Origin of the sequence: Bacillus sp. FSL L8-0099 (assembly GCF_038006385.1) — a bacterium.
GTDB lineage: Bacteria > Bacillota > Bacilli > Bacillales > Bacillaceae_G > Bacillus_A > Bacillus_A toyonensis.
Window position 1 is genome coordinate 5,238,207 of record NZ_JBBOVC010000001.1, and the last position, 26,685, is coordinate 5,264,891.

At 38.6% G+C, this 26,685-nt stretch carries 25 protein-coding genes and 1 pseudogene; 3 read left to right on the top strand and 23 right to left on the bottom strand.

The features are described 5' to 3' along the window. Positions 1-160: 160 nt before the first annotated feature. The 15 genes from MHH42_RS26835 to spo0F form a co-directional block, all read right to left on the bottom strand. Entirely contained in the window at positions 161-436 is a 276-nt protein-coding gene (locus MHH42_RS26835) for a DUF3935 domain-containing protein (RefSeq protein WP_070173986.1), read from the bottom strand. 79 nt (positions 437-515) lie between these two features. Continuing rightward, complete coding sequence (locus MHH42_RS26840) at positions 516-647, bottom strand: hypothetical protein (RefSeq protein WP_255253924.1); 132 nt, start codon at positions 645-647, stop codon at positions 516-518. Between the two features lie 19 nt (positions 648-666). Then, on the bottom strand, positions 667-1,215 hold the full coding sequence (locus MHH42_RS26845; RefSeq protein WP_000142481.1) for a manganese efflux pump MntP: 549 nt from the start codon (positions 1,213-1,215) through the stop codon (positions 667-669). A 77-nt stretch (positions 1,216-1,292) separates the two neighbouring features. Continuing rightward, positions 1,293-2,333 carry an L-threonylcarbamoyladenylate synthase gene (locus MHH42_RS26850; protein WP_016107303.1) on the bottom strand — a complete coding sequence of 347 codons (1,041 nt, stop codon included), beginning with the start codon at positions 2,331-2,333 and terminating at the stop codon, positions 1,293-1,295. Positions 2,334-2,441: 108 nt separating this feature from the next. Continuing rightward, positions 2,442-2,900 carry a mechanosensitive ion channel protein gene (locus tag MHH42_RS26855; RefSeq protein ID WP_000758449.1) on the bottom strand — a complete coding sequence of 153 codons (459 nt, stop codon included), beginning with the start codon at positions 2,898-2,900 and terminating at the stop codon, positions 2,442-2,444. A gap of 49 nt (positions 2,901-2,949) precedes the next feature. Continuing rightward, on the bottom strand, positions 2,950-3,813 hold the full coding sequence (spoIIR, locus tag MHH42_RS26860) for a stage II sporulation protein R (protein ID WP_070173987.1): 864 nt from the start codon (positions 3,811-3,813) through the stop codon (positions 2,950-2,952). 112 nt (positions 3,814-3,925) lie between these two features. After that, positions 3,926-4,777, bottom strand: coding sequence for a peptide chain release factor N(5)-glutamine methyltransferase (gene prmC / locus MHH42_RS26865; protein ID WP_016107304.1), 852 nt, complete (start codon positions 4,775-4,777; stop codon positions 3,926-3,928). Next, positions 4,777-5,844 carry a peptide chain release factor 1 gene (prfA, locus tag MHH42_RS26870; RefSeq protein ID WP_000887062.1) on the bottom strand — a complete coding sequence of 356 codons (1,068 nt, stop codon included), beginning with the start codon at positions 5,842-5,844 and terminating at the stop codon, positions 4,777-4,779. Before prfA ends, prmC begins: the two co-directional genes overlap by 1 nt. Positions 5,845-6,236: 392 nt before the next feature. Further along, positions 6,237-6,824 carry a thymidine kinase gene (locus MHH42_RS26875; RefSeq protein WP_000280853.1) on the bottom strand — a complete coding sequence of 196 codons (588 nt, stop codon included), beginning with the start codon at positions 6,822-6,824 and terminating at the stop codon, positions 6,237-6,239. A 108-nt stretch (positions 6,825-6,932) separates the two neighbouring features. Then, on the bottom strand, positions 6,933-7,178 hold the full coding sequence (locus MHH42_RS26880) for a type B 50S ribosomal protein L31 (RefSeq protein ID WP_000643435.1): 246 nt from the start codon (positions 7,176-7,178) through the stop codon (positions 6,933-6,935). A 277-nt stretch (positions 7,179-7,455) separates the two neighbouring features. Beyond that, positions 7,456-8,727: a transcription termination factor Rho gene (gene rho, locus MHH42_RS26885; RefSeq protein WP_001053898.1), complete on the bottom strand. Its 1,272-nt coding sequence runs from the start codon at positions 8,725-8,727 to the stop codon at positions 7,456-7,458. 271 nt (positions 8,728-8,998) lie between these two features. Then, the gene (glpX, locus tag MHH42_RS26890; RefSeq protein WP_000442336.1) at positions 8,999-9,964 is read right to left on the bottom strand and encodes a class II fructose-bisphosphatase; all 966 of its coding nucleotides are present in this window, start codon (positions 9,962-9,964) and stop codon (positions 8,999-9,001) included. A gap of 116 nt (positions 9,965-10,080) precedes the next feature. Beyond that, a complete protein-coding gene (murA, locus tag MHH42_RS26895) occupies positions 10,081-11,370 on the bottom strand; it encodes a UDP-N-acetylglucosamine 1-carboxyvinyltransferase (RefSeq protein ID WP_000413251.1) in 1,290 nt (429 codons plus the stop codon). Between the two features lie 343 nt (positions 11,371-11,713). After that, positions 11,714-12,571 (bottom strand): class II fructose-bisphosphate aldolase, encoded by an 858-nt coding sequence (locus MHH42_RS26900; protein ID WP_001131849.1) that lies wholly within the window; start codon positions 12,569-12,571, stop codon positions 11,714-11,716. A gap of 211 nt (positions 12,572-12,782) precedes the next feature. Then, positions 12,783-13,151, bottom strand: coding sequence for a sporulation initiation phosphotransferase Spo0F (gene spo0F, locus MHH42_RS26905; protein WP_000398594.1), 369 nt, complete (start codon positions 13,149-13,151; stop codon positions 12,783-12,785). Positions 13,152-13,352: 201 nt separating this feature from the next. On the opposite strand from spo0F, the gene MHH42_RS26910 reads away from it, so the two are divergent. Continuing rightward, positions 13,353-13,877 (top strand): DUF2529 domain-containing protein, encoded by a 525-nt coding sequence (locus MHH42_RS26910; protein WP_000912396.1) that lies wholly within the window; start codon positions 13,353-13,355, stop codon positions 13,875-13,877. 30 nt (positions 13,878-13,907) lie between these two features. Here MHH42_RS26910 and pyrG read toward each other — a convergent pair whose 3' ends face one another. From pyrG to MHH42_RS26950, 8 genes and pseudogenes are all read right to left on the bottom strand, one after another. Beyond that, positions 13,908-15,515 (bottom strand): CTP synthase, encoded by a 1,608-nt coding sequence (pyrG, locus tag MHH42_RS26915; RefSeq protein WP_000170441.1) that lies wholly within the window; start codon positions 15,513-15,515, stop codon positions 13,908-13,910. Positions 15,516-15,772: 257 nt separating this feature from the next. Beyond that, positions 15,773-16,303: a DNA-directed RNA polymerase subunit delta gene (gene rpoE, locus MHH42_RS26920; RefSeq protein ID WP_001009768.1), complete on the bottom strand. Its 531-nt coding sequence runs from the start codon at positions 16,301-16,303 to the stop codon at positions 15,773-15,775. A 290-nt stretch (positions 16,304-16,593) separates the two neighbouring features. Next, entirely contained in the window at positions 16,594-17,223 is a 630-nt protein-coding gene (locus MHH42_RS26925; protein ID WP_000238592.1) for a TetR/AcrR family transcriptional regulator, read from the bottom strand. Between the two features lie 66 nt (positions 17,224-17,289). Continuing rightward, on the bottom strand, positions 17,290-18,429 hold the full coding sequence (acdA, locus tag MHH42_RS26930) for an acyl-CoA dehydrogenase AcdA (RefSeq protein ID WP_070173988.1): 1,140 nt from the start codon (positions 18,427-18,429) through the stop codon (positions 17,290-17,292). Positions 18,430-18,450: 21 nt separating this feature from the next. Further along, positions 18,451-19,581 (bottom strand): acyl-CoA dehydrogenase, encoded by a 1,131-nt coding sequence (locus MHH42_RS26935; RefSeq protein ID WP_001011192.1) that lies wholly within the window; start codon positions 19,579-19,581, stop codon positions 18,451-18,453. Between the two features lie 70 nt (positions 19,582-19,651). Further along, on the bottom strand, positions 19,652-20,503 hold the full coding sequence (locus MHH42_RS26940) for a 3-hydroxybutyryl-CoA dehydrogenase (protein ID WP_000538854.1): 852 nt from the start codon (positions 20,501-20,503) through the stop codon (positions 19,652-19,654). Positions 20,504-20,559: 56 nt separating this feature from the next. Next, positions 20,560-21,842: pseudogene (locus MHH42_RS26945) on the bottom strand (acetyl-CoA C-acetyltransferase). 9 nt (positions 21,843-21,851) lie between these two features. Continuing rightward, the gene (locus MHH42_RS26950; RefSeq protein ID WP_340894641.1) at positions 21,852-23,963 is read right to left on the bottom strand and encodes a (Fe-S)-binding protein; all 2,112 of its coding nucleotides are present in this window, start codon (positions 23,961-23,963) and stop codon (positions 21,852-21,854) included. 447 nt (positions 23,964-24,410) lie between these two features. Here MHH42_RS26950 and cls point away from each other — a divergent pair, with 447 nt between their 5' ends. Further along, on the top strand, positions 24,411-25,604 hold the full coding sequence (gene cls / locus MHH42_RS26955) for a cardiolipin synthase (RefSeq protein WP_000499186.1): 1,194 nt from the start codon (positions 24,411-24,413) through the stop codon (positions 25,602-25,604). Positions 25,605-25,636: 32 nt separating this feature from the next. Further along, positions 25,637-26,590 (top strand): UV DNA damage repair endonuclease UvsE, encoded by a 954-nt coding sequence (uvsE, locus tag MHH42_RS26960; RefSeq protein ID WP_070173990.1) that lies wholly within the window; start codon positions 25,637-25,639, stop codon positions 26,588-26,590. The last annotated feature ends 95 nt before the right edge of the window (positions 26,591-26,685 follow it).

Sequence of the window (26,685 nt, forward strand, 5' to 3'; positions counted from 1 at the left end):
TGGAGCTTCTGACGTAGAGGCGCTTTTTGCCTCGTAGGAAGACGCGAAGCCACCGACCATTCTAGCCGCTGGAGCTGGATATATCTAAAAGCGAAGGTAACTTAATTACTTCCATCACTCAATGATAAAATCCCCCGCTAAGAAGCGGGGGATTTTATTTTTATAATTCTTCCTTCTTTTCCTCTAAAGTAGGCAATTTCTCTTTTTTCGGTTTCCCAAGCTTAATTACTAAGAAATATAGGGAAAGCAATGTAATAAGAAAAACAATTAAAAACGGGTATGGAGAATAAAAAGTACGCGCTGCCTCAGTCTTCCCCGCAACAAACTTCAATGACTCAATATCTAAAAACTCAGCAAACATTTGTACACCGAGCATACTAAACCAAAAAACAAAAAAACTAATAATAACACCAAAAACTTGCTTCAATCTCGTCATTCATCTCATCCTTTCTATATCTGTAATTTTTAGTGCAATAAATATAGTACAAACAAAATATGCACAGAAAGGAACCCTCTCACCATTCACGAATTAACTTAATCCAACCTAACATCGAAATTTGCAAAATAATACCCCAAATTATAAGTCTTCTTAGCCATCGAGGAAAGAAGATTAAAAACTTAACATACCATTCCAATAGCGTGTTCATAATTCCCTCCTACATAAAATTATATAGGAAAAAGGATATATAATCCAAATCCAACCAGAATGATACCACCTACTATCTCACCATATGTACCGAGTATACCTTTCGCATGTCTACCAATTAATAAACCAAACCACGCTAATAACATGCTAATAAATCCAAAAAGTAATATTGTAATAATCGTCTGTGCTCCGTAAATACCAAGACTAAGGCCTACCGAAAAGCTATCTATACTGACGCCAAATGCAAATACAAATAAACTAATTCCAATAGGAGCTGTTCTAGTCTCTTCGTTTTCTAAAATAGACGAATATACGATATAAAACCCTAGCCCAATTAATAAAATAGCACCTGCAAAATGTGCAATGTCCCCATACTTCTCTGATAAAAAACGGCCTAATACCATTCCTATAAATGGCATGATAATATGAAAAATCCCTATCGTCATACCGATATACAGGATTTGTCTTAACTTTAAGGTCATCATCCCCATACCAAGACTCACCGAGAACGCATCCATCCCTAAGGCGAATGCCATAATTATTAAAGGTATTAGCTGTTCAAACGTCATTCATGTCCCTCCTCGGACGTGCTACTTCAAAATATGCTTATCCGAGGAGAAATATTCTGTTTGCTAATCGTACCTTATCATTCAGTAATAATATGATGTCCTGCTGCTTTTGTTAAGCGATTCATAATTGCATTCCCTATTCCGTCATTCGGGAACGACTCACTAAAAATAACATCCACTTCACTTGCATCAAACGTTCTAAGTACATCATATAATTTGGTCGCAACGCTAGCTAAATCACTTCGCATACCACAAGATAATACGACATCTGCACTATATACATGCTGATACTCTTCTGTCGTTAATACACCTACTTTAAATCCTTCTTCCTTCTTCTTATCCACAAGACGCTGAATAAACTCACGTGATCCTTCAACAATACTAAGTGGCGCTTTCGGTGCATAATGTGTATATTTCATTCCAGGTGATTTCGGTTTTTCCTTCTCATCCTTTAAAGCTGGATCTAAAGAAACAGTACCTATTACTGCTTCCAATTGTTCTTTCGTAATCCCGCCTGGACGTAAAATTGTTGGAATCTCACTTGTACAATCGATTACAGTTGATTCAACGCCTACTCCCGTTGCCCCACCATCAACAATACCTGCAATCTTTCCATTCAAATCTTCATATACGTGAGAAGCTAATGTCGGGCTTGGACGCCCTGAACGATTCGCACTCGGTGCTGCAACCGGTACATTCGCCTCCTCAATAAGAGCGAGCGCTACTGGATGATCCGGCATTCTTACTCCAACCGTATTAAGACCTGCCGTCACCTTCTCAGAAATACCTTCTTTTCTTGGCAAAATAATCGTTAATGGTCCTGGCCAAAAGTGTTCCATTAACTTCTCCGCAACCGGTGGAATTTCATTTACAATCCCATCTAACTGAGATTTTGTACCTATGTGAACAATAAGTGGATTATCACTTGGTCTCCCTTTTGCTTCAAAAATTTTCGCAATTGCTTCATCATTCATCGCGTTTGCACCTAGCCCATATACCGTTTCCGTAGGGAAGGCAACCGCTTCGTTTTCTCTTAATAGTCTTGCTGCTTCTTGTAACTGTGGATAATATTTTTTTCTTTCCACAACATTATCCACAACCCACATATTTGTGTGCATTTTTTTCCACGTCCTTTTCTACCCTGAAATACTTGTCTATTTTTAGTTTACTATGAGATTTATCCAAAAGACAAACAAGGTTTATCCACAAAATGTGGATAAACCTAATTAATCCGTGGATAACTTTGTGAATAGCTGACAATTTAGTATTATTGCATTCGGCTCTTTTATATTTTTACAAAAGTGTTCTAGCTGTCGAATTCCCTCTGGCACTTTCTCTCTCTCTATAGTGACAAAGTCAAAAAACTGAAAGATTGTTATAGATTGTGGATGATTTGTTAGTAAGTACAATTGTCGAATATTTTTTTCTTTCATATACTGCAAAAACATTTCAAAAAAATATAAGAAAGTCTGTTTATCCACATGAGGTGTGAATAAACAAGAACGAATAAGTGCATTTTCTTCACTTTGTTCATATCCAATTACAGCTCGTATTTCTTCCGCCTCTTCCAAAATCATAAATTGTGCGTATAACTCATTTATTTTATCATCTTTTTTATTAGCTTGTCCGAAAAAAGAATGTAATCTTTCTACATCCTCTTTCGTAGCAAAATACACTTTCTTCATAATAAATCCCTCCTCATCTTTATATATGAGAAGAGACTTGTTAATAGTACTATTTAGAAAATAAAGATGTAAAAGCTTCTACAATAAATAATTTAACTTCTGGCTTTTTTTCTTCCTCTTCTACATGTACATACTCATTTTGTTTTTCTTGCTTTTTCTCCACAGGATTCTCCACTTTTTCCACTGTTTTTGTTTCTTCTTTACTTACAGGCTGTTCTTCTACTTTTATTTCACTTTTTACTACTTTCTTTTCAGAAGCTGTTACCTTTTTTGCTACTTCCTGTTTTACAACTTTCTTTTCCTTCACCTTACCCTCTTCTATCTTTGGTGAATCAACTATATCCCCTTCAGCTTGTTCCACTTGATCTTCTTCAGGAGATTCAGCCTTCACAACATGCTCTTCTTTTCTTACAGCTGTACCACTTGAAAAATCTAAGAAACACATTGGAGGAAATAACACACACCACCAATTCGCCCCTTCACCTTTTCCAATTGTAATGAGTACCGCTTCATATTCTCCTGCTGGATAAATAAAATTCCCATATACCTTTGTAGGAAACTTTACATTCTTACCAAATTTCACTTGGAATGACTCTGTACTGCCTTCCTTTTTTAGCGTGTTTTTCACTGTTTTTTCGATTTCTGGAATATGACTTTGAATTACCTTTCGCGCCTCTTCAAATGACGTTAAATCTGCTACCCATCCATCAATTTGCGCTTTTACTTCATCGCGTACTTTACGCTTTAACGCCTGATCTTTATCTGAATCACTATTTGCTAAAATTCTTAATCGAACGGCCTCTTTCGGAATAACAGAAGGCCCTTTCGCATCAGCTTTCATATATCCAAACTGCACAAGTAACTGTGCACCGATTAATAATAGAAGAAGATAAGCAATAACTTGTTTTTTCATTTCCTCCACCGTCCCCTCTACAAACAGTGTGGACAGACTTTCATCTTTCTAAACTATTAAATTCAAAATCTATATGAATTTTCCCCACAAAAAATAGAGTAAGGCGTGAACCTTACTCCATCTCTGCAAATACCATACGATCTTTTCCGTTAATATCAAAAACAACTTCAACATGAGCATGCGGAAAGGCTTGTTGTAACAATTCCTTTACATCCTCACCTTGCCCTACTCCAATTTCAAATGCCACAATTGCTTTCTTCTGCAACACGTTCGGCAATTCTTCCATAAAACGGCGATAGAAATCTAATCCATCTTCACCGCCAACAAGTGCTCTCTTTGGTTCATGCTCTTTCACAACAGGAGAAAGACCACGCCAATCCTCTTCTGGTATATATGGAGGGTTTGAAACGACAACATCTAACTTTTGATCTATTTTATAAAATGGTGACAATAAATCACCGTGATAGAACGTTATTTCTGCACCCAAAGATTTTGCATTTTCTTTTGCAACTTCAATCGATTCTCTTGCAATATCTACCGTATACACATGAAGATTTTTATTTTCTAAAGCGAGCGTAATAGAAATTGCTCCACTACCTGTACCAATATCCGCTACATGAAGTTTCTCATTACCAAAGTGACGCTCAATTCGCTCTAGCACTCCTACTATAAGCTCTTCCGTTTCAGGCCTTGGTATTAATACCTCTTCATTCACAAAAAACGAGCGTCCATAAAACATTTCATAACCGAGCATATATTGGATCGGAATACCTTTCACATGCTTGTGGATAAATTCTGCAAAACTTTTCTCTTGTTCCGCGGTTATCTCTTCACGCATATTCATGAGCATTCCTGTTCTGTTCGTCTTTAATACATGACAAAGGACAAGTTCTCCCGCATTTTCATCTCGTCCATTTTCCTGTAAAAAAGAAGAAGCCCATTTCAGGGCTTCATAGACACGCATTACTCAGCTGCCTCCATCTTTTGCGCCTGATCTTCCATCACTAAGGCATTGATGAAATCATCTAACTTACCTTGTAGGATTTGATCTAGCTTTTGAATCGTTAAGCCGATTCGATGGTCAGTAACACGGTTTTGCGGGAAGTTATACGTACGAATACGCTCTGAACGGTCTCCCGTACCAACAGCTTGTTTACGGTTTTGATCGTACTCAGCTTGCGCTTCTTGTCTGAATTTATCATAAACACGTGCACGTAATACTTTCATTGCTTTTTCTTTATTCTTAATCTGTGATTTCTCATCCTGACAAGATACAACTACACCAGTCGGTAAATGCGTTAAACGTACCGCTGACATCGTTGTATTAACGCTCTGTCCACCAGGACCACTAGAAGCAAATGTATCAACACGAACATCTTTTTCATGAATAGTAATTTCTACTTCTTCTGCCTCTGGTAATACAGCTACAGTTGCTGTAGATGTATGAATACGTCCACCAGATTCCGTTTCAGGAACACGTTGTACACGGTGAGCACCATTCTCGAATTTCAGCTTCGCGAAAGCACCTTTACCGTTAATCATAAAGATAATCTCTTTATATCCACCTAACTCTGTATAGCTCGCTTCGATAATTTCAGTTTTCCAACCTTGCACCTCAGCATAACGGCTATACATACGATATAAATCACCAGCAAATAAAGCTGCCTCATCACCACCAGCAGCACCACGAACCTCCACGATAACGTTTTTATCATCATTAGGGTCTTTTGGAACAAGTAAAATTTTCAGACGTTCTGATAATGTTTTCTCTTGTCCTTCTAATTCAGAGACTTCTTCCTTAACCATTTCACGCATATCAGCGTCTAACTTATCTTCTAACATTGCTTTTGCATCTCGTAATTGCTCACGAACATCTTTATACTCACGGTACACCTCTACCGTTTCTTGCATATCAGATTGTTCTTTTGAATACTCACGAAGCTTATTTGTATCGCTAATAACCTCTGGGTCACTTAACAATTCATTTAACTTCTCATAACGATCTTCTACAGCTTGCAAACGATCTAACACATCATTCACCTCTACATCCTAGTATCTAATACAAATAGTATATGGTACTTACTCAAAAAAACGCAAATTATATTTAAAAGTAGCGGTGGCTCTTTCAGCTCTGACCAGCTAAGGTTCTTTCGACCTAAAGGTGCTTTTTACCTTTCGGGCGGAAGGTTCTTAGATGCGAAGAGCTAGCCACCAGAACTAGATATATTTAAAAGCGCAAGCAGCTTGCTCAGAATCGCAGGCTATTTGGAGCTCTCGACCTTGAAGCGCTTTTTGCTTCGAGCGAGAGAGTGAAATGGCCGGAGATTCTAGCCGCTGGAGCTAGATAATATATTTAAAAGCGCAAGCGGCTTGCACCACTCATTCTCTCTATTTTGAAAAAAACCCGCCCTACAAAGCGAGTTTTACTTATTTTTGTTTGCAGGAACTGCATGACAATGACGACAACGTGGTTCGTACGATTCTGAAGCTCCAACTAAAATAATCGGATCATTAAATGCCGCCGGCTCTCCATCAATTAATCGTTGTGTACGACTTGCCGGAGATCCACATGCAGAACATACTGCTTGCAGTTTTGTTACGTGTTCAGCAATCGCCATCAGCTGAGGAACTTGTCCAAATGGTAGACCACGGAAATCTTGGTCTAAACCAGCTACAATGACACGATAGCCACGATTTGCCAATACTTGCACCACTTCCACAATGTCCCCATCAAAAAATTGCACCTCATCGATTGCAATAACATCCAACTCTTCTGTAATATGTTCAAATATATCCTTTGAAGCTGAAACAGGAACTGCTTTTACCTTTAATCCGTTATGTGATACAACATCTTCTTCACTATAACGATTATCAATACATGGTTTAAATACAATTGCATGTTGTTTCGCAAATTGCGTGCGGCGCACACGGCGGATTAGCTCTTCTGATTTACCAGAAAACATACTACCGCAAATCACTTCAATCCAGCCATTTTGATTTATTAAGTACATGAAGCTCTCCTTTCATCTACTTTTTAGTTAAAAGTAGGGTAAAGGTATAATATTTTCGCAAAAAAAACAGACAAGCGAATACATACACTTGCCTGTTTTATGTTTTTATTACTTGATACCGTATTTCTTATTGAAGCGATCAACGCGTCCGTCTGCAGTAGCAAACTTCTGACGTCCAGTGTAGAATGGGTGAGAATCAGAACTGATCTCAACTTTTAGTAATGGATAAGTGTTACCATCTTCCCACTCAACAGTTTCGCTAGAGCCTTTAGTAGACCCGCTTAAGAATTTGAAGCCTGTGTTTGTGTCCATGAATACAACTTTCTTGTAATCTGGGTGAATTCCTGCTTTCATTCTTTTCATCTCCTTCCGCCCTGAATCATTTTCGAAACAGAGTTTTTCATCTTCAGCTGCATACACAACTATATTGATGAAACACATATGATGAAATTATAACAAGGCTAACTTCATTTTGCAACTACCTGTTTTTGTCTTTTTAAATTAAAAGTGGAGACGGCTCGTTCAGCTCTGACTGGCTAAGGTTCTCCCACTTACTTCTCCCTTTAACATCACCTAAAAAACATAAAAAAACTCGCTTACTACGAAATAAGCGAGTCCCAATCTTTTCCCTTTACTTAGTTGTTACATACCTTTTCGAGTCTGCAACAATGTTTTGTAAAAATTCTTCATTTGTCTTTGTTTGACGAAGTTTACGTAAGAAACCTTCAACGAAGTCTGGTGTATCACGCATTGTTTTACGAATACCCCACAACTTGTCTAAATGCTCTTTCGGAATTAATAGATCTTCTTTACGCGTACCAGAGCGACGAATATCAATCGCTGGGAAGATACGACGCTCAGCTAATGAGCGATCTAAGTGAAGTTCCATATTTCCAGTTCCTTTAAATTCCTCGTAAATTACATCGTCCATACGAGACCCTGTATCAACAAGCGCTGTTGCTAAAATCGTTAAGCTACCGCCCTCTTCAATATTACGCGCAGCCCCAAAGAAACGCTTCGGTCTATGGAAAGCCGCTGGGTCGATACCACCCGATAATGTTCTACCACTTGGCGGAATAACGAGGTTGTAAGCTCGCGCTAAACGGGTAATACTATCCATTAAAATGATAACGTCTTTTTTGTGCTCTACAAGACGCATTGCACGTTCTAACACAAGTTCAGCTACTTTAATATGATTTTCTGGTACTTCATCAAAAGTAGAACTTACAACATCGCCCTTAACAGAACGTTCAATGTCTGTTACTTCCTCTGGACGCTCATCAATTAGAAGCACAATTAATTCTGCTTCTGGATGATTTGTTGTAACACTGTGTGCAATTTCTTTTAATAGACTTGTTTTACCCGCCTTTGGAGGCGCAACAATTAAACCACGTTGTCCAAATCCAACTGGTGCGATTAAATCCATGATGCGTGTCGGTAACTTTTTCGGTTCCGTTTCCAATTTCATTTGGCGATCTGGGTATAATGGTGTTAATGCAGGGAAATGCACACGCTCTTTTGCTGACTCTGGATCATCTCCGTTTACAGCTTCAACTTGTAATAATCCAAAATAGCGTTCATTTTCTTTCGGAGGTCGTACTTTACCAGAAACCTTATCTCCATTACGTAAATCGAAACGACGAATTTGCGAAGCTGAGATATAAATATCTTCTGAGCTTGGAGAATAGTTGATAGGACGTAGGAATCCAAATCCTTCTGATTGAATAATTTCTAATACGCCTTCCATGAAAAAGAAACCTTCTTTTTCTGCTCGAGCTTTTAAAATGGCGAAGATTAATTCTTTTTTCGTTAATTTGCTATAATACGAAATCTTAAATTCTTTCGCAAGCTCGTATAACTCTTTTAATTTCATGTTTTCTAATGCTGCAATTGACAAATTCATTCAGACACCACACTTTAACGTTATTCTCTTTTCACATGGGTAAAGGGAAAAAATACGGAAGGCAAATAATTAATAATGAAAGGCAATAAGTTCAAGTAGGGTAATATTCACTATTGTAACCCTTTTATCTAGTTTTAATCAATACGTTGGGACACAAATACAATAAGCGAAGACAAGAAAATTTGTCTTCGCTTATTATTTAATCTAGTTTTAACAACTAGAATGGTCGGTAGCTTTGCTTCTTCCATTCTGAACGAGCCGCTTGCACTTTTTATTTAATAACCAAGTTCGGTTTTTTATTTAAACTATGGCGTCCGTCTACGAAACGTACTGTACCTGATTTTGCACGCATAACAAGAGATTGTGTTGTTCCAACGCTACCTTTAAATTGAACGCCTCGTAACAATTCTCCGTCTGTTACACCTGTTGCTGCAAAGATTGCATCGTCACCCTTTACTAAGTCTTCCATACGAAGGATACGATTTATATCTTCAATACCCATTTTTTTACAACGAGCTAATTCAGCTTCATTTTGAGGAAGAAGCTTTCCGTGGATTTCTCCACCTAAACATTTTAATGCGACAGCTGCTAATACTCCTTCAGGAGCCCCACCAGAACCGAATAAAATATCTACACCTGTACGGTCAAATGCTGTATTGATTGCTCCAGCTACATCTCCATCGTTAATCAATTTAATACGAGCACCAGCTTTACGAATTTCTTCGATAATTGCTTGATGACGTGGACGGTTTAAAACTGTTGCTACAACATCTTCAATATCCTTGTTTTTTGCTTTCGCAACTGCACGTAAGTTATCAATAATAGGTGCATCAATATCAACGGCTCCAACTGCTTCTGGACCAACCGCGATTTTATCCATGTACATGTCAGGAGCATGTAACAAATTACCATGATCTGCAATTGCAATAACGGCAAGTGCATTCCATCCGCCAGCTGCTACAATGTTTGTCCCTTCTAAAGGATCAACTGCAACGTCTACGCGCGGGCCATACCCTGTACCTAATTTCTCTCCGATATACAGCATTGGCGCTTCATCCATCTCACCTTCACCAATTACAACTGTACCTTTCATCGGAATTGTATCAAATACATCACGCATAGCTGACGTTGCTGCACCGTCTGCTTCATCCTTTTTCCCGCGTCCCATCCAACGCGCTGATGATAATGCTGCAGCCTCTGTTACACGTACTAACTCCATAGATAAACTTCTTTCCACGATAATCCCTCTCCTTTAAGCCTTTATATTTCTGCCGTATTTTGTGAACTTTATTTTTCTATAAAGTGTACTTCCGCAAATAGTGATACTTCGCTCCCCACTTGCGGAAGTATCACTTATGCGTTCTTCATCTCTTCAATTTCTTGCTCTGTCATTTGTTCTCGCCAAATGTTTGCACCAAGCCCTTTAAGCTTGTCTACTATATTTTCATAACCTCGATCAATATGCTCAAGTCCGGTTACTTCTGTAATTCCATCCGCCATTAATCCTGCAATAACAAGCGAAGCCCCAGCTCGTAAGTCACTCGCCTTTACTTTTGCACCTTGTAATAAAACAGGACCAGTTACAATTGCCGAACGACCTTCTACTTTAATTTGTGCATTCATACGACGTAATTCATCAATATGTTTGAAACGAGCGCCGTAAATTGTATCCGTTACAACTCCCGTCCCGTGCGCCTTTGTTAAAAGCGTCGTAAACGGCTGTTGTAAATCTGTTGCGAAACCTGGATATACAAGCGTTTTTATATCAACTACTTTTAACCTTCTATTACCGTTCACTTTAATTTGATCATCGTTCGTTTCAACTTGAACACCAGCTTCTCTTAGCTTTGCAGTAACTGACTCTAAATGCTGAGGAATAACATTATCAACTGTTACTTCTCCTCCTGATGCCGCTCCTAAAATCATATACGTACCAGCCTCAATACGATCTGGAATGATAGTATGGTGACAACCATGCAGTGAGTCCACACCATCAATTCGGATTACATCTGTACCAGCACCTTTAATGCGTGCTCCCATGCTTGTTAACAATGTAGCTACATCAATAATCTCGGGTTCTTTCGCTGCATTTTCAATAACAGTTCTACCTTTTGCTCGGACAGCTGCTAGCATAATATTAATCGTAGCCCCTACACTAACAACGTCTAAATAAATACGCGCCCCGCGCAATTCATCTGCTCTTAAATAGATAGCACCTTGTTCATTCGTAACATGTGCACCTAACGCTTCAAACCCTTTAATATGCTGATCAATCGGCCTCGGTCCTAAATGACATCCACCTGGAAGCCCAATAACAGCTTTTTTAAAACGACCAAGCATCGCACCCATTAAATAATAAGAAGCACGCAACTTTTTCACTTTTCCATTTGGTAAAGGCATCGCAACCATGTTAGAAGGATCGACTACCATCTCTTCCTCCTGCCCATATGTTACTTTCCCTCCAATTTCCTCTAGTAAGTCTCCTAACATTTTCACGTCCGAAATATTAGGAACTCCACCAATGGTTACTGGAGTATCTGCTAAAATTGTCGCTGGAATTAGTGCAACAGCGCTGTTTTTCGCACCACTCACTCGAATTGTTCCATTTAAAGCTCTTCCGCCTTCAATTAGCAATTTTTCCATATTGAGCTCCCTTCTTGTGAATGTATTTACCTTCTAAATTCTTTATAAAAAGAATTAGAAGATTCCCCTTAAGAATCTCAATCACTCTTTCCATCCCAAAACTCAATAAATAGGAAACCATTATCTCCATTTCTCCTATATTCCGAATAGATAAAGATTAACTATTCATCGAGCAAAATTTATCAATTTAGATACGTTATCACATTTATTAATAGGACTATGCACATTATTTTCTATTTCAAAAACGAAATGATAAAAATCTTTAGACTTGTTCACGCTTTCATTATACAACGAAAGGAAACCGTCTAAAAGACTAGACGGTTTCCAAAACGGAATTTTATTCTTACGCTTTACCGTTAGAACCGAATTCGCGAATTTTACCAGCAACAGTTGCTTTGATAGCTTCGCGGCCAGGTCCAATATATTTACGAGGATCGTAAACTTCTTGATCTTTGTTTAATGCTTCACGAACAGCTTTTGTAAACTCAATTTGGTTCTCAGTGTTTACGTTAATTTTTGAAGTACCTAAAGAAATAGCTTTTACGATATCAGCAGTTGGGATACCAGTACCACCGTGTAATACTAAAGGTACGCCAGTGAAGTCGCGAACTTGCTCCATTTCTGCGAATCCTAAGTTAGGCTCACCTTTGTAAGGACCGTGTACAGAACCTAAAGCTGGAGCTAGGCAGTCGATGCCAGTTGCTTCAACAAGGTGCTTACACTCTGCAGGATCAGCGTAAATTACGCCTTCAGCGATGATATCATCTTCTTGTCCGCCAACTGTTCCAAGCTCAGCTTCAACAGATACGTTACGAGCGTGTGCGTATTCTACCACTTTTTTAGTAGTTTCAACGTTTTCTTCGAATGGGTGGTGAGAAGCGTCAATCATTACAGATGTGAAACCTGCATCGATTGCTTCTTTACATTTTTCGAAGCTTGAACCATGGTCAAGGTGAATCGCTACAGGAACAGTAATGTTCATTTCTTCGATTAAAGCTTTAACCATAGCTACAACTGTTTTGAAACCAGTCATATGACGAGCTGCACCCTCAGATACACCTAGGATTACAGGAGATTTTTCTTCTTCCGCAGCAGCTAAGATAGCTTGAGTCCACTCTAAGTTGTTCATGTTGAATTGACCAACTGCGTATTTTCCTTCTAGTGCTTTGTTTAGCATTTCTTTCATAGAAACTAAAGGCATGGTGAATCCTCCTAAAAAACGTTTTTTGTATCCGATAAATTCTTATCGCTGGTAGTATGACCAGAATAAGGTAAAATATGTATATTTACATACCGGACTTTTTTCTACACTCAATAGGATAACAACTTGTACTCAAAAACTCAACTGTATTCACCTGCTCAATAGTCCATGTAAACGCTTTTTTCCATATTTTTTATAAAAAATTCATTTTTTACGCCTCTACAGCAAGCTCATTTCTCACCGCTTGACGAATTTCATCAATATCAAATGGTTTAGCAAAGTGCATTAAAGCTCCTAAATCTTTTGCCTCTTGGATCATATCAAGCTCTCCATAAGCAGTCATTAAAATTACTTTAATACTCTCATCAATTTCTTTTACATGCTTTAAAATCTCTATACCATCCATACCTGGAATTTTCATATCTAACACAACTAAATCTGGATTATCTTTTTTCACGATATCTAAAGCTTGAAATCCATTCGCTGCTTGGAACGTCTGATAACCTTCTTTTTGGAACACTTCATGTAATAACACACGAATGCCATATTGATCATCAACGATTAAAATTTTCCCTTCCATAACTCCCAACCTTTCTGTATAAATACAAGATTTAAAGCTTCTTATATCTTAACGATTTATTTTCGCTATTCTTTGGCAAATTCCTTCCTATTCTTTCTTATTTTACCGTTTCCTTTTTTGTTATGCTACCCTACGATTTCACCTTTCTAAAAAAATACACTATAATGAAAGCCGGCGAACACGTACGAAGGGAGTAACATTATGTTAAAAATTTTTTCGACTCAATTAAGTGGTTATTTCTCCAGAGTTTCTCAAAAAGAGGAAATGAATATAGAAGATAGCGCTCGTCTACTTGCTCAAGCATTAGTTGGCGATGGCTTCATTTATTTACATGGTACAAATGAAATGGATGGTGTTGTTGCTGAAGCACTATTCGGTGCTGAACCAATGCAGCAAGCGAAACGTTTATTTGAAAATGATAAAGAAGCAGAAGTAACTTCTGCAGACCGTGTACTTCTTATTAGCCGTTTTTCAACAGATGAAGAAGCGGTAAGTATTGCAAAAAAACTTCAAGAAGAAGGCCACTCTATCGTTGGAATCTCTGCTATTCAAGAAGGTATTGAATCACTGGAACAATATACAGATGTACATATTGATACAAAACTGTTAAAAGGTCTTATTCCAGACGATGAAGGTAATCGCTACGGATTCCCAAGTTTAATGATAGCCTTATTTGCTTATCACGGATTGAAATTTACAATTGATGAAATGTTAAACGAATATTAAAAAAAGCGCCCTATTTCAGGCGCTTTTTTATTACTTGCTCTCTTTGTTCGTAATAGAAGCACTTACGAAATCATGGAACAATGGTTGTGGACGGTTTGGACGAGATACAAGTTCTGGGTGGAACTGTGCTGCCACGAACCAAGGGTGATCTTTTAATTCAATGATTTCAACTAGGCGACCGTCTGGGCTTGTACCAGAGAATACAAATCCTGCTTTTTCCATATCCGGACGGAATTGATTGTTGAACTCATAACGATGACGATGACGCTCATATACAACCGGCTCACTGTAAGCTCTATAAGCATTCGTTTCTTCAGAAAGCTTACATGGGTATAGACCAAGACGAAGTGTACCACCTAAGTCTTCTACATCTTTTTGCTCTGGTAATAAGTCGATGATTGCATAAGGTGTGTCAGGATTAATTTCAGAAGAGTTAGCTCCTTCTAATCCTAATACGTTACGTGCAAATTCGATTGATGCAAGTTGCATACCTAAGCAAATTCCTAAGAATGGAACTTTGTTTTCACGAGCATATTGAATTGCAACGATTTTACCTTCTACACCACGATCTCCAAAACCACCTGGCACAAGAATACCATCTGTGTCACCAACTAATTCTTTTACGTTCTCTGCTGTTACGTGCTCAGCGTTTACCCATTTCACTTCTACATCTGTGTCGAATGAATAACCTGCATGACGAAGTGCTTCTACAACAGAAATATATGCATCTTGAAGCTCTACGTATTTACCAACAAGAGCGATTTTTGTTTTCTTAGAAAGGTTACGTACTTTATCAACTAGCGCAGTCCACTCTGTCATATCTGCAGCTGGATTGTCTAATTTTAAGTGATCGCAAACGATTTGGTCCATGTTTTGCTCTTGAAGAGATAATGGAACCGCGTATAAAGTATCTGCATCGCGTGCTTCGATAACTGCTTTTGTATCGATGTCACAGAATAATGCAAGCTTGTCTTTCATATCTTGAGAAACAGGCAGTTCTGTACGAACAACGATAATATTTGGTTGAATACCTAAGCTACGAAGCTCTTTAACGCTATGTTGCGTTGGTTTTGTTTTCATTTCACCCGCTGCTTTTAAGTACGGGATTAACGTACAGTGAATGTACATTACATTGTCACGACCGATGTCGCTCTTAATTTGACGGATTGCTTCTAAGAATGGTAGAGACTCAATATCACCAACAGTTCCACCGATTTCTGTAATAACAACGTCCGCATTTGTTTCGCGACCAGAACGATATACACGTTCTTTAATTTCGTTAGTAATGTGAGGAATAACTTGAACTGTTCCTCCTAGATATTCACCACGACGCTCTTTTTGAAGAACTGAAGAGTAAATTTTACCTGTTGTTACGTTGCTGTATTTGTTTAAGTTGATGTCGATAAAACGTTCATAGTGACCAAGGTCTAAGTCCGTTTCTGCACCATCATCTGTTACGAATACCTCACCGTGTTGGTATGGGCTCATAGTCCCTGGGTCTACGTTAATGTACGGATCAAACTTTTGAATCGTTACGTTTAAACCACGATTTTTTAAAAGTCTTCCAAGAGATGCTGCTGTAATACCTTTACCTAAAGACGATACTACACCGCCTGTTACAAAAATATACTTAGTCATGAAAAAGCTCCCTTCTACCTTGTTGTTATATAATCACCGTTGCAAAGCGCAACGTATGTAGATAACACTGTATCTATCTTATTGTTAGACTCTTTTTGTATTCTAAACAAAAAACAAAAAAGAAAATTGCTCCCCTCATCACAAAAAGTAACAAGTAGGGAGCAATTTTCTTTTATATTTACACTTTAAAAGTATTATCGTCCTTTTTTAAAGAGCCCAAAAATGATTCTACATGGACGATAATGAAAAGTCAAGAACTACAGTTCTTCCTCTTCTTCTTCAGTTTCATCATACTCAAGTTCTTCTTCAGCGAAGTCATCTTCATCATCTTCATCTAAATCATCAAGATCATCGTCATCTCCGTCTTCTTCTTCAAGAACCTTGTCCAAATCTTCTACTTCTTCTTCTTCCTCTGCATTTCCGTCTGCATCGTCGAAGTCATCTTCGTCTTCCATGTAGTCGTCAAAACCGTCTTCTTCAACTTTACGTTTCTTCTTCGGTTTTGGCTGAGGCAGAATTTCTTCATCGATTTGCTCATATGGGTACCAGCTACGTAGTCCCCAACGGTTTTCTCCTAAATTAATGAAGCGTCCATCGATGTTTAAATCTGTATAAAATTGTGCGAGTTTCGCATTAACTTGCTCTTGAGATAGTCCCAGCACTTGAGCGATTTCTTTAACCAACTCGTTGAATGTCGTTGCTTGTCTTTTATCCCCTAAAACGCTATGTACAACTTCAATCATTGAACATTCTTTTAGCTCTTCTGGTGAATATTGCTTAAAATTCACTTATGCGGCACTTCCTTTCATCAAATATAACCTTATATATAACGGTCTGCTTAAAAAAATCCATACTATTCATTATAAACAAAAGTCGCACAAATATGCTACAAAAAAAATGGGAAACTTTTATCCCGCTATTTGCGAGCAGTAAAACTCCCGCCTCAACATTCGGCTGGAGCAAAGAAGTTAGGCGGAAGCCCCGCTACCTGTAAACACCTGATTTGTGAAGGCTACTAATCGGCTTTGGATGAATACCCTCACTTTATATGGTAATAAAATTATAATTTGTCCATTCCTTACTTCGGAAGCATATGCGCCCCTTGCAATACATACCTAATTTGCATTTCTGTATATTCTTCGAGCGTATACAATTTTTGCAGCGCCCAACGTCTAAATCCCCACATCTGTCCTTGTATGAAAATGTTATGCGCAAGAAGCTGTATTTCTTTTTTATTTAATATAAATGTTCCATTTTCTGTACATTGTTCTAAAATATTCTCAAACATTCCTACCATTTGAAACTCTTTCTCTAGTACGTATGGGAGTGATTCTTTCGGTAAAAACCGTACTTCTTGATACATGATTAATACTTCTTCTTGCAATTCGTCCATCACTTTAAAGTAATTTGTTATCGCTATTTTTAAACTGTCTATACTTCCCTTCTCCGTGCATACTACTTCCTCTAATCGTTCTTTTACATGTTCATAAATACTATCACAAACTAAATATAACACGTCATCTTTCGTACGAATGTATTCATATAGTGTTCCGATACTAAATCCAGCCGCTTTTGCAATCTCTCTCGTTGTTGTACGCGGGAATCCTTTTTGCTTAAACAGTTGCACCGCACCTTTAATCATTTGTTCACGCCTTAACGCAACTAATTTTTCATCTTTTACTGACGCATGCACATTATGTTTAACCATCCCCTTCACCTCTCTCTATTATTTTTTGGAAGGAAAAAGCGTAGGAAAATACCTACGCCTTTGCCCCTACTTCGTTAACATACGAGAAATTACGAGCCTTTGAATTTCTTGTGTTCCTTCATAAATCTGTGTAATCTTTGCATCTCGCATATAACGCTCTACTGGATAATCTTTCGTATAACCGTAACCACCAAATACTTGCACAGCTTCAGTCGTCACCTTCATCGCTGTATCACCTGCAAATACTTTTGACATCGCTGATTCTTTCCCATACGGAAGCCCTTCCGATTCAAGCCACGCAGCTTGATATGTTAAAAGGCGTGCAGCCTCTACATCCGTTGCCATATCCGCAAGTTTAAAGCCAATCCCTTGCTGCGCCGCAATCGGCTTTCCAAATTGATGGCGCTCTCTTGCATATTCTACAGAAGCATCTAAAGCCCCTTGTGCAATACCAACTGCTTGTGCAGCAATACCGTTACGACCGCCATCTAACGTTTGCATTGCAATCTTAAATCCTTGCCCTTCTTCTCCTAGTAGATTTTCTACAGGAATACGGCAATCTTCAAACATAATTTCAGTCGTTGGCGAAGAGCGAATCCCTAGTTTACTTTCCTTCTTCCCAACCGAAAATCCTAGCGTGTCGCTTTCCACAATAAATGCGCTCGTGCCGCGCTGCTTCGATTCAGGATCTGTTAACGCAAAAACAACATAAATGTCAGCAATACCGCCATTTGTAATGAAAATTTTCGATCCATTTAATATGTAATGGTCTCCATCTCTTTTGGCGATTGTCTTCATTCCACCAGCATCTGATCCAGAACTCGGTTCCGTTAAACCGTATGCACCAATTTTCTTCCCTTCAGCCATCGGTCGCAAAAACTTTTGCTTTTGCTCCTCCGTTCCGAATTTAAAAATCGGCCACCCAGCAAGTGAAGTATGCGCGGACAGCGTTACACCTGTAGAAGCACAAACGCGTGATAATTCTTCGATCGCAATTACGTACGCTAAGTAATCGCTTCCAATTCCACCATACTCTTCAGGCCATGGAATACCTGTCAAACCAAGCTCCGCCATATGATCAAATAGCTCGCGGTCAAATTTCTCTTCCTCATCACGCTCAGCTGCCGTTGGTGCTACTTCGTTCTTAGCAAAATCCCGAACCATTTTTCTTATCATTTCATGTTCTTCTGATAATTTAAAATGCATTTCCGTCTCCCCCTCTTCCCTTTATAAAGCACGGCTAATAACAAGTTTTTGTATCTCACTCGTTCCTTCATAAATTTGCGTAATCTTCGCATCACGGAAAAATCTCTCTACCGGATAATCTTTCGTATAACCGTAACCGCCAAATACTTGTACCGCTTCAATTGCAACTTCAACTGCTGTCTTAGAAGCAAATAACTTCGCAATAGACGCTTCTTTACCGCATGGTAATCCTTGTGCTCTAAGCGATGCAGCCCTATATACAAGTAATCGCGCCGCCTCCACACTTGTCGCCATATCTGCAAGTTTGAAGCCAATCCCTTGCTGCGCCGCAATCGGCTTCCCGAATTGCTCTCGTTCCTTTGCATAATCTATCGCACATGCGAGCGCTGCTTCCGCGATCCCTAACGCCTGCGCCCCGATTCCAATTCGTCCAACATCTAAATTCGCCATCGCTACCTTGAATCCTTGTCCCTCTTCACCGAGTAAATTCTCAGCCGGCACTATCATATCTTCGAACGTAAGTTGAACTGTACGAGAACCGAGAAGTCCCATCTTATGTTCATCTTTTCCGATAATTAAGCCTGGCGTATCTTTCTCTACAATAAATGCAGAAATACCACTTTTTCCTGCATCTGGATTTGTAGAAGCGAAAACGATGTATGTACTTGCTTCGCCGCCATTTGTAATAAATACTTTCGATCCATTAATGATGTAATTATCACCTTTCTTGACAGCTCGTGATTTCAAACTCCCTGCATCTGATCCAGCATTTGGCTCAGTTAAGGCGAATGCACCTAAATATTCACCAGCCGCAAGCTTAGAAACATATTTCTGCTTCTGCTCTTCTGTTCCAAAGTATAAAATCGGGTTCATTCCAACTGACGTATGTACAGCTAAAATTACACCAACCGTTGCGCTTACTTTTGAGATTTCCTCAATTGCTAAAATGTAAGAAATAAAATCCATTTCTGCGCCGCCGTATTTTGCAGGCGCTGGAATACCCATTAATCCAAGCTCACCCATCTTTTGCAAAATCTCTGTCGGGAACACCCCTTGTTCCATGCTAGGAACAAAGGGTGCTATTTCCTTCTGTGCAAAATCCCGAACCATTTTCCTCATCATCTGTTGCTCTTCATTAAAACGAAAGTTCATATACTCCGCCTCCATTTGCTATATATCTTTTAACAATTTGGTAAGACCACTACTCTATACAAGGAGGGATTTACTCATAAACGTAGAAACCACGGCCCGTTTTACGCCCTAACCATCCTGCATTTACGTACTTACGTAGTAATGGACATGGGCGATATTTACTATCTCCTAATCCTTCATGCAACACTTCCATAATGTATAAACATGTATCTAAACCGATAAAATCAGCTAGTGTCAGAGGCCCCATTGGATGATTCATACCAAGTTTCATTACTTCATCAATTGCTTCTTTCGTCGCTACACCTTCATATAACGTATAAATTGCTTCGTTAATCATCGGTAATAAAATACGATTCGATACAAATCCCGGGAAATCATTTACTTCAACTGGCACTTTTCCGATTTTTTTCGTAATATCTTCAATCGTTTCATAAACTGCATCATCTGTAGCTAAACCACGAATAATTTCAACGAGCTTCATAACGGGAACTGGATTCATAAAGTGCATACCGATTACTTTTTCTGGGCGTTTCGTTACCGCTGCAATTTCAGTAATTGGAAGAGATGACGTATTCGTTGCTAAAATTGTATGATCTGGAGCAATTTCATCTAAATTCGCAAATATTTTCTTTTTAATATCCATTTTCTCAACAGCTGCTTCAATAACAAGATCAGCTTCTTTCACACAATCTAAATCAAGAGTTACTGTAAGACGATTTAACGTTTCCTCTTTCTCTTCTTCCTTCATGCGTCCTTTTTCTACTTGACGCACTAAGTTTTTCGTAATGATAGCTAACCCTCTATCTAATTGCTCTTGTTTTAAATCTTGAATCTTCACATCATATCCTGCCATTGCACATACTTGCGCAATTCCCGATCCCATTTGTCCCGCACCAATTACAACTATTTTTTGTACACCCATTCTTTCTTCCCCCTTAATATAAGTCTGTAATAAATGAATCGTTTTCTCACCGTAAATTAATGAACCTCAATCATCACTGCATCACCTTGACCGCCACCGCTACAAATCGAAGCAATTCCAATTCCGCCACCGCGCTGCTTCAGTGCATGGATAAGTGTAACGATAATACGCGCTCCACTTGCTCCAATTGGGTGTCCCATTGCTACCGCGCCGCCATTTACATTCAATTTTTCTGGGTCAATACCTGCAATCTCTGTACTCGCAATTGCTACTGCCGCAAACGCTTCATTAATCTCGAATAAATCGATGTCTTCAATTGTCTTGCCTGTTTTTTTCAATAATTCGTTAATTGCATAACCTGGCGTTCTTGGGAAATCTTTTGATTCTACCGCGATTGCCGTATGTGCTAAAATCGTCGCCAAAGGCTTTCTTCCTTCTTGCTTCGCTCTGTCCTCGCTCATTAATACAAGTGCAGCACCGCCATCATTCAGTCCTGGAGCGTTACCAGCTGTTACTGACGATGTCTTATCGAATACAGGTTTTAATTTCGCTAACTTTTCAATTGTTGTATCTTCACGCGGCGCCTCATCTTTAGCAACAACAATAGGATCGCCTTTTCTTTGCGGAATTGTTACTGGTACAATTTCCTCTTCAAAGCGCCCTTCTTTATGCGCTGAAACCGCACGCTGATGACTACGATATGCCCATTCATCTTGGGCTTCGCGAGAGATTCCGTCTTCCTTCGCAACTTCGCCGCCATAAACGCCCATGTGTATGCCTGAAAATGCGCATGTTAAACCATCTGCAACATTTAAATCGATAACTTCGTTGTTACCCATTCTGTATCCCCATCTTGCACCTCGTAAAATGTAAGGACTGTTACTCATTGATTCCATTCCACCAGCTACAATAAGTGATTGATCACCAGTACGAATAATTTGATCTGCTAACGTAACCGCACGAAGTCCCGATGCACAAACTTTATTTACTGTTTCCGTCTGCACTTCCCAAGGGATTCCAGCAGCTCTCGCAGCTTGACGAGATGGAATTTGCCCCTGTCCACCTTGAATAACCGTTCCAAATATAACTTCTTCAACATCACTAGCAGAAACATCTGCTCTTTCAAGCGCTGCTTTAATTGCAATTCCTCCAAGTTCTGTTGCCTTCACATCTTTTAAAGATCCTCCAAGTTTTCCAACCGGTGTTCTTGTAGCACTTAAAATAACTGTTTTATTCATGTTTCTTTCCCCCATTTCTTTTTTAGTACCGAGCGCTCGCTCGGTATCCTTGCGTTGAGAAGAGGTGCAATAATTGCACCTCTTTCTAAAGTTGTATACATGCTTACAAACTACATTGCTTCTTTCTTCTGTCCGATAACAGATCGTTCTAAAATCTCTGTTACATCAAGTGTTTGAACTTTTTCTTCTACTTCCTTCGCTTTCGTCCCATCACTAATCATCGTTAAGCAATACGGACAACCTGTACCGATAATGGATGGTTGCACAGCTAGTGCTTGTTCTGTACGAGCAACGTTAATACGAGAACCCGTTGTCTCCTCCATCCACATTAAGCCACCACCTGCGCCACAGCACATTCCTGTTTCACGGTTACGTGCCATTTCTACAAGATTCACACCAGGAATTGCTTTCAAAATATCGCGCGGTGCTTCGTACACTTCGTTGTATCGTCCTAAATAACAGGAATCATGGTACGTAACTGTCTCCTCAATAGCGTGAACAGGTTTTAAGAGTCCTTCTTTCACCCACTGAGCTAACAATTCTGTATGATGATAGACTTCTGCTTGTAAGCCAAAGTCTGGATACTCATTTTTGAATGTATTATAAGCGTGAGGATCAATCGTAACGATTTTCTTCACTCCTGCTTTTTCAAATTCTTCGATATTCTTTGTTGCCATCTCTTGGAATACGAACTCATTTCCAAGGCGACGCGGTGTATCTCCAGAGTTCTTTTCTTTATTACCAAGAATCGCGAATGAGACGCCTGCTTCGTTCATTAACTTCGCAAACGATATCGCAATCTTCTGACTACGATTGTCGTATGATCCCATCGAACCAACCCAGAATAAATATTCGAACTCCTCGCCAGCTTTTGATTTTTCTTTTACAGTCGGAACTGTTACTTCATCATCACCTTGGCGCCATGTTTCACGCTCTTTACGATTCAGACCCCATGGATTCCCTTGACGCTCGATATTCGTCATCGCACGCTGCGCTTCCGCATCCATCTTTCCTTCTGTTAAAACAAGATAGCGGCGTAAATCAATAATTTTGTCAACATGCTCATTCATAACCGGACACTGATCTTCACAGTTACGGCACGTTGTACAAGCCCAAATCTCTTCTTCTGTAATAACATCTCCGATTAAACTCGGATCGTAAGCTAGCGCTGTAGCTGCTGATTCTTGCTGCCCTTTTCCAGCTGCCATCATCGCTAATTGATTTCCTTGTGTATTATTAAAAGCAACTACTGGAACCCAAGGTGCTTTTGATGTTACCGCCGCTCCTTTATCAGTTAAATGATCACGAATTTTTAAAATTAAATCCATCGGTGATAACATTTTTCCTGTTCCTGTTGCCGGACACATATTTGTACAGCGCCCACACTCTACGCAAGCGTATAAATCAATAAGCTGATTTTGTCTAAAGTCTTCAATTTTACCAACACCAAATGTTTCTTGCGTTTCATCTTCAAAATCAATCTTTTCAAGCTTCCCTGGATTTGAGAGACGACCGAAGAAAACGTTAGCTGGTCCAGCAATTAAATGTGCATGTTTTGATTGTGGAACATAGACTAAAAATGTTAACAAAATTAGTAGATGCACCCACCAAGAAAAATAGAACACTGAAATGGCTACGGTTTCATTTATTCCCGAGAAAACGTAAGCGATTGCAGAAGCGATCGGTTCACTCCATGAAAGTTCCTCGCCGTGCCATATAATTCCCATCCCATTACCAAGTAGTACAGAAATCATTAAACCACCGATAAAGATAAGAACAAGGCCTGATTTAAAATTACGTTTCAAACGAACTAGCTTCTCAACATAACGTCTATGAAAAGCCCAAAAGACTGCGATTAATATAACGAGTGTGACAATTTCCTGGAAGAATGTAAATGCAGGGTATAGTGGTCCAAGTGGAAGATGCGATCCTGGTGCGAGTCCTTTCCAAACGAAGTCAATTGCTCCAAATTGGACAAGAATAAATCCGTAAAAAAACATAACGTGAATAATGCCGCTCTTTTTATCTTTCAGCAGCTTTTTCTGACCGAAAACATTGACCTTAAGAAGATCCCAACGTTCTTTGAAGCGACGGTCAAATTCAATCTTTTTTCCTAATTGTATGTAGGCCATTCTCGTTCGTATAAGATATACAAACAAATATCCCGCATAAGCAATAACAGCAATGGCAGCCAGCCAATTAATGATCAGTAAGCTATTCATTTTTATGCTACCCCTCTCTTTGTAAGCCTTCTTTCTTTTTTAGAATCTTCAAAAACATATAATTTTCTGAATTTTATCCCCTACCTTCATTATATAATGAGTGAGCATTCAGTCAACAGTTTTTTGTTATACAACAACATATTTTTTAATAAACCTGTTTATTTGGGTGAAACTATAAAGTGAAACTTTAGTCAGTGGGGACTGTCCATCCCCCACTAATTATTAGTTAAATCAATCGGGCTTTTACGGGCAGTTGATTTCAACCTAGCTTCCTCGTATTCAGCGGATTTTAAGGCGATTGTCTTACTGCCGGCTGAAGCGGGATAAAGTGAAACTTTAATGAACAAACCGTGCTATCTTCTAGTTAAATTTTTGGTAGCATTCTTACTCCCCATATCATTTGTAACATACTGAAGGTGAAAAGAATGCAAAGGAGGGACTTCACTCATGTTCTATTTCTCTCTCTTATTCATATGCGTTACTCTTTGGATCACAATTGACCTTTCATATGGGAGACTTCTTCATTTAAAACGTGTGCGTTCCCGTACTTTCCCTTTACGTCAAAGTGATTTTCACCTTTATACATATGGGAAAGATTTATACGATGCTTTATTTACTGATATAAAACAAGCGCAGCACCACATTCACGTTTTATTCTTCATTGTAAAAAATGATAAGATCAGTCGTGAATTTTTAAAGTTACTTATTGATAAGGCAAAAGAAGGCATTGAAGTAAGACTGTTACTTGATCGATTTGGTAGCCATTATTTATCAAATGAAGCAATTCGTTCCCTACAAAAACATGGTGTCTCTTTTTCTTTTTGTCATAAAGTCAGATTCCCTTTCCCTTTCTTTTCTGCCAATCAACGCAATCATAGAAAAATCACAGTGATTGACGGGAAAATTAGTTATATTGGGGGATTTAATATCGGCGAGGAATATTTGGGACATAATGAGCAATTAGGATTATGGCGAGACTATCATTTACGTCTTACAGGAGAAGGCGTTCAAGATTTACAAAAACAATTTTTACATGACTGGTTGGATGATACGAACCAAAATTTATTGGATGCTCCTCTTTATTTTCCGAAACAGGAACCTGGTACCATCCTACATCAATTCATTCCAACCGATGGTGCCTATTTACAACATACCTTTTTACATTTAATTAAAAGTGCGAAAAAGGAACTTTTTATCGGTACACCATATTTCATTCCTGGCAAAAAAATTATGAACGCTCTATTAAAAGCACGAGAAAGAGGGGTCCAAATAACAATTCTCGTTCCAGAAAAGGCTGATCATGCCCTCGTTCGAGAAGCGAAATTCCCGTACTGCCGAAAGTTAATACGGGCTGGTTGCAATATTTACGCATTTCAACAAGGTTTTTTTCACGCTAAAGTTATTATAGTGGACGATGATATTTGCGATGTTGGAACTGCAAACTTTGATATGAGAAGTTTATATAGTAACCATGAAATCAACTGCCTCTTATATGATAGGCACTTCATACAGGTGGTAAAAAATAAATTCCATGAAGATTTAAAAAATGCGTCATTACTTTCCTATGACGATGTCAGCCCGCTTTCCCTTATAGATAGAGGAAAGGAATGGATAGGAACGATACTTGCTTTCTTCTTATAAGAAAGGTGATGAATAAAAGAGGTGTATTCCTTATGATTATGCGGTTTGGATACGTCTCACATGCAATGGCATTGTGGGACTGTTCTCCTGCTAAAACGATGACATTTACAACTTTTAAAAAACTCAATAAACAAGAGCGAGAGGATAAACTATACGATGTTACAAGGCAAAATTTAGAACATACAATACGTATCCTTCATTACAATATCGCACATGAAATCCCATTATATCGTCTTTCTTCTTCCATCGTTCCACTTGCAACACACCCTGAAGTTGAATTTGATTATATTGGAGCATTCATACCGCTTTGGCGTAAAATAGGGTCGTTAATTCAAGAGCACAATTTACGAGTAAGTTTTCACCCAAATCAATTTACATTATTCACAAGCGATAAGCCGCATATTACAACTAATGCAGTTACGGATATGACCTATCATTATAAAGTATTACATACGATAGGAATTGCAGATTCTTCTTACATTAACATTCATGTAGGTGGTGCCTACGGAAATAAAGAAGCAGCAGTTGGACGCTTCCATGAAAACATAAAAAAACTTCCTGCACATATAAAAAAACAAATGACTCTAGAAAATGATGATAAAACATATACAACTGCTGAAACTTTATCAATTTGCCAAAAAGAAAAGATCCCTTTCGTATTTGATTATCATCATCACATGGCTAATCTTTGCGAAGAATCACTAGAAGAATTACTTCCTGTAATTTTTGAAACTTGGTCACATACAAATATCCCACCTAAAGTTCATATTTCCTCTCCTAAATCAGAAAAAGAATTTAGGGCTCATGCAGATTATATTAATTTAGAATTTATTAAGCCCTTTTTACACATTGCAAAAAAAATTAATTATAATTTTGATATTATGATTGAAAGTAAACAGAAAGATTTAGCAATGTTACAATTAATAAGTGAGCTTTCTTCTATAAAAGGAATCAAAAGAATAAATGGCGCAACATTACAATGGTAAATTGTCATGTTGCGTTGTTTTTTTCAAAAAGTAATTCTTATAGTAAAAAAGTTCCTATTTTATATGATATTATTTAAATTAGCATTTTCATCCTG